3 protein-coding genes are annotated in these 4037 nt (G+C 48.0%); all 3 read left to right on the top strand.

The window, feature by feature from the left end:
* The first annotated feature begins 239 nt into the window (after nucleotides 1-239).
* Complete coding sequence (locus ACUVJL_RS16885; RefSeq protein ID WP_445246905.1) at nucleotides 240-2834, top strand: molybdopterin-containing oxidoreductase family protein; 2595 nt, start codon at nucleotides 240-242, stop codon at nucleotides 2832-2834.
* Nucleotides 2835-3029: 195 nt separating this feature from the next.
* Nucleotides 3030-3371: an ArsR/SmtB family transcription factor gene (locus tag ACUVJL_RS16880; protein ID WP_445246904.1), complete on the top strand. Its 342-nt coding sequence runs from the start codon at nucleotides 3030-3032 to the stop codon at nucleotides 3369-3371.
* Between the two features lie 104 nt (nucleotides 3372-3475).
* Nucleotides 3476-4037: MIP/aquaporin family protein (locus ACUVJL_RS16875; protein ID WP_445246903.1), on the top strand; the 562-nt coding region annotated here is incomplete at its 3' end.

Raw genomic sequence — 4037 nt, 5'->3', positions numbered from 1 at the left:
CTAAAAAGACTCTGCAAAAGGTCTTTCTCATCCTGGTAGTTGTTGGGGCAATTATTGGGGGAATTCTATCTATAGGGGTGATTTCGCTGATGCAGAAGGCGGGACTGACAGATGTGCCGGCGCGGGTACAAAGTCCGAAGTGAACTGTTAAACTCTTGCGTGTATCCGCGTTCAAATGCGTGTCGTGTCTTTCTGTTTTCGGCTCGCAGCAATCCTTGCCTCTATCAAAGGATAACCTAATGAAATCTAACGGTAAAAACAAGAAATCGCGCCGGGAATTTTTGAAAAAAACCGCCCTCGGTGCTGCGGCAGCCGGCGCCGCTAACTTAGCTCTCACTGGTCAAGGAAACCAGCCGGAAACATCAACTCAATCCAGAACATCCGGTACACCGGAAACAGAAAATTTACCGGACGAATCGAATCGATCGGAAACACTTCCCAAACCAGAAAACGATACTTCCCAACCAATAGCAAACGACTTTACCAAACAATCGGCAGCGTTGAGTCCCGACAAAATTGCCGACAGCGCCTGTCAGTTTTGCAACTCGCTTTGCCGCCTGAAAGTTCACGTCAAAAACGGGCGAATTATTGAGGTTTTAGGAGAACCGGACGACCCCGTGCAAGCGGGAGGTTTGTGCGTCAAAGGACCGATGATGGCGCAGTTGGTTTACAACCGCTTCCGCTTGACAAAACCGATGAAGCGAATCTCAGGAAACAAAGGAGATGCCAATTCTAAATTTGCACCGATTTCCTGGGATGAAGCTTTAGAAACTATTGCCAAAAAATTCTTAGCCCTCCGCGATGCGAAACAAGCGCGCAGCATTGCTAGTAAAACTTCCGGCAGAATGCCGCGGGGAATCGGTAGTTTAATCGGGCGGTATTTTACGCTGCTGGGCAGTCCCAACGATACAGATGTCGGCCCTGTCTGCAACGATGCGGGCGGCAATGCTTTAGCGCAAACGCTGGGTTTGGGAAACTTTACTAACGGTTACGGCCTTGACGGGGCAACAGGAAAAGAGGATTTGGGTTCGACAAAATACCTGCTGTTTTTAGGAACAAATCAGGCAGAAACTCATCCGGTTACTTTTGCTTATTTGCTGAGAAATCGCCTTCAAACAGCAGCTAAATTAGTTGTTATCGACCCTAGATTGACGCCTACGGGCGCGCAAGCTGATGATTGGGTTGCACCGAAACCGCATACAGATATGGCTTTGGTGTTGGCAATGCTGCAACATATTATCGATCGAAATTTGTACGATCGCGCGTTTGTCGAAAAATGGGTGCTCGGTTTCGACGAGTTGAAAAAACACTTAAACGACAAAAAATATACGCCGGACTGGGCGGCAAATGTTACCGGAGTTCCCGCCGCCAGAATCAAACAAATTGCTGAAGAATACGCCGCAGCCAAACCTGCGGCAATTTTCTGCAATGCCGGAATTTCTCACCAATTAAATGCCTTCGATACCTACAGGTTGCTGGCCTTTCTAGCAGCAATTACAGGCAACACCGGTGTCGGTGGCGGTGGCTGCAATTTCATGCACAATACCTGGCCCGGCGGTTTAAATTTGCCGCCAATTAATGGCAATCCTCCTAAAAAAGATGCCGCTTTGCCTGTCGGACCGGATTATTTTGCGGAAGCGATTTTGACGGGCAAACCCTATCAGTTAAAAGCCATTGTGACTGCGGGGAATCCCATTCTCGCCAGCGCCAATACCGCTAAGGTACAACAGGCATTTAGCAAGTTAGATTTCTACGTTTACACCGGATTGTTTATGGACGAATCCGCCTATTATGCGGATATTATTTTGCCCGTTACCAGCGGCTTTGAAATGGAAACAGTTTATATGCGCCGGGACGATCGGGCTATTCGCTGGCAGCAGCAAGTTGTGCCTCCCGTCGGAGAGTCGAAACCCGATTGGGAAATCTGGATCGATTTGGCTCATGCTACTGCTAAATTAGACAAGAAAAACCCGCCGAATTACTGGACGGATAACTTTCCTTTGGAATGGAAAGATTACCGCAAACTCTGGGCTGTTTTTGTTGAGAATACGCCGGGAATGGGGGGCATGACGGTCGATCGCATGGAGAAGCGAGCGGAACCTTTGCGCTGGCCTTGTCCGAGTTTAGACCATCCGGGCGTCAGCACTCTTTATTTAGACGATCCATCTTGGTATCAGGCTGCGGAATCTCTGAATCCTTTATACAAAGGCAAGCGGTTTTTGACGCCCAGCGGCAAGGTGGAAATCTACACTCCCGAGTTGGAACAACTGTTAGCAACTGCCGGACATTCTGCGCTGCCAATTTTTTACACTCACCCGGAAGTAACCGGTCAGAATCCTACAATTCAGTACGCAGCAGAATTTGTGAAAAATCCGGTAAATCCGCAAGCTGTCACGCCAAAAGTTACGTTGGGTGCGGCGTCTTCTGGCGAGGTTCACCAAGAATACCCGCTGATGGGAGTTATTGGCAGGCCGAGTGTGGTTCATTTTGCGGGAGTAACGCAGTGGACTTACACTGGCAAGCAAATGAACGGGATTCGTTTGATTCAGATTCATCCAAAGGTTGCGCAAAATTTGGGGGTGAAGAATAGGGATGAAGTTGCAGTGGAAAGTCCCAGAGGTTCGGTGTCGGGAACTGCGTTAATTTGGGAAGGGATTCGGGAGGATACGATTTTTGTTCCCAACACTTTCGGATCGATGCAAAAAATGTCTGAAGAACTCGGAACTCCTTTGTACGAACCGGCTAATTTGTTGGTGGATGACAGATACTACGACAATCTTTCGGGCCAGCAACAAGCATACAAGTGTTTTGCTTGTCGGGTGAGGAAAGTTTAAGGAGTTTGCAGTGTTCTTGAAACACCGGCGATTTAAATCGCTTTCTACCTCAAACTCGAATCAGCTTCACAAGGGAATTCGAGTTTGAGGTAGAACTACACAAACAAAACCCGACGAAAGCGGGTTGAGAATTACGGCGCGGGCTTTGCGATCGAACCGCTAAGATGTTGTATGTGGATGTTTTCAGAATAATTGATGCTTAAAAATTCTCCGATCGCGCCACCTGTTGCAGATAAATTGATTGCTGCTGGCTTTCACGCACTTTCCGATCCTTTGCGGCTTCAGATTTTGGAGTTGCTGCGGGAACAGGAGTTGTGCGTGTGCGATTTGTGCGATCGACTCAACGTCACTCAGTCTAAACTCTCTTTTCACCTCAAAGCCTTGAAGGATGCAGCTTTAGTCCGCAGCCACCAAGAAGGCCGCTGGATTTACTACAGCCTCAATTTAGCTCAGTTTGTCGCCCTCGAACAGTACCTCGCCGAATACCGCCGCTTCAGCCAGATCCTGCCGGCGCGCCCCTGTTCCGACGCCGATTAACCCATCAACATTTCTTAATTACTCAAATACTGATATGGCTTTTTTGATGATTGACATATCAACTTTTCTTGATATGATGGGATGGAACCAATTAGTTGAGAGCGATGGATGCAACAGCTCAGAGGTTAGGTTGTGCTCGGCCAGATTGCAGGCGAGAGGCGATCGCGGAATTTCTAGGTACATTTATTTTGGTTTTTGCAGGCACCGGTGCGGTGATGGTTAACAAAACTAGCGCTGGTTCCGTAACTCATTTAGGCGTCAGTTTTGTATTTGGTGCAGTAGTAACTGCGATGATTTACGCCCTAGGACACATCAGCGGTGCACACTTTAATCCGGCCGTAACTTTAGGGTTTTGGGCGAGCGGTTTTTTCCCAAAATATAAAGTTTTGCCTTACGTTTTAGCGCAGTGTGCGGGTGCAATCGCAGCTTCTCAACTGCTGCTAATTACTTTAGGTGAAGTAGCAAATCTCGGTGCAACTATCCCTCTCAATGGTAACTGGTTGCAGTCTCTAATTTTAGAAACTTTTCTGACCTTTATCTTAATGTTTGTTATCCTCGGTTCGGGATTAGATAGACGCGCTCACATCGGCTTTGCCGGGATAGCAATTGGGTTAACTGTAGGGTTAGAAGCGGCATTTATGGGGCCGATTACCGGAGCTAGCATGA

This window comes from Microcoleus sp. OTE_8_concoct_300, from assembly GCF_031383065.1.
Taxonomy (GTDB): Bacteria; Cyanobacteriota; Cyanobacteriia; order Cyanobacteriales; family Microcoleaceae; genus Microcoleus.
This window is presented reverse-complemented; position numbering and strand designations above follow the sequence as displayed.

Excerpts from the sequence above, each read along its gene's own strand:
- ACUVJL_RS16885 (WP_445246905.1), top strand. The coding sequence starts at position 240 with ATGAAATCTAACGGTAAAAACAAGAAATCGCGCCGGGAATTTTTGAAA.
- ACUVJL_RS16880 (WP_445246904.1), top strand. The coding sequence starts at position 3,030 with ATGCTTAAAAATTCTCCGATCGCGCCACCTGTTGCAGATAAATTGATT.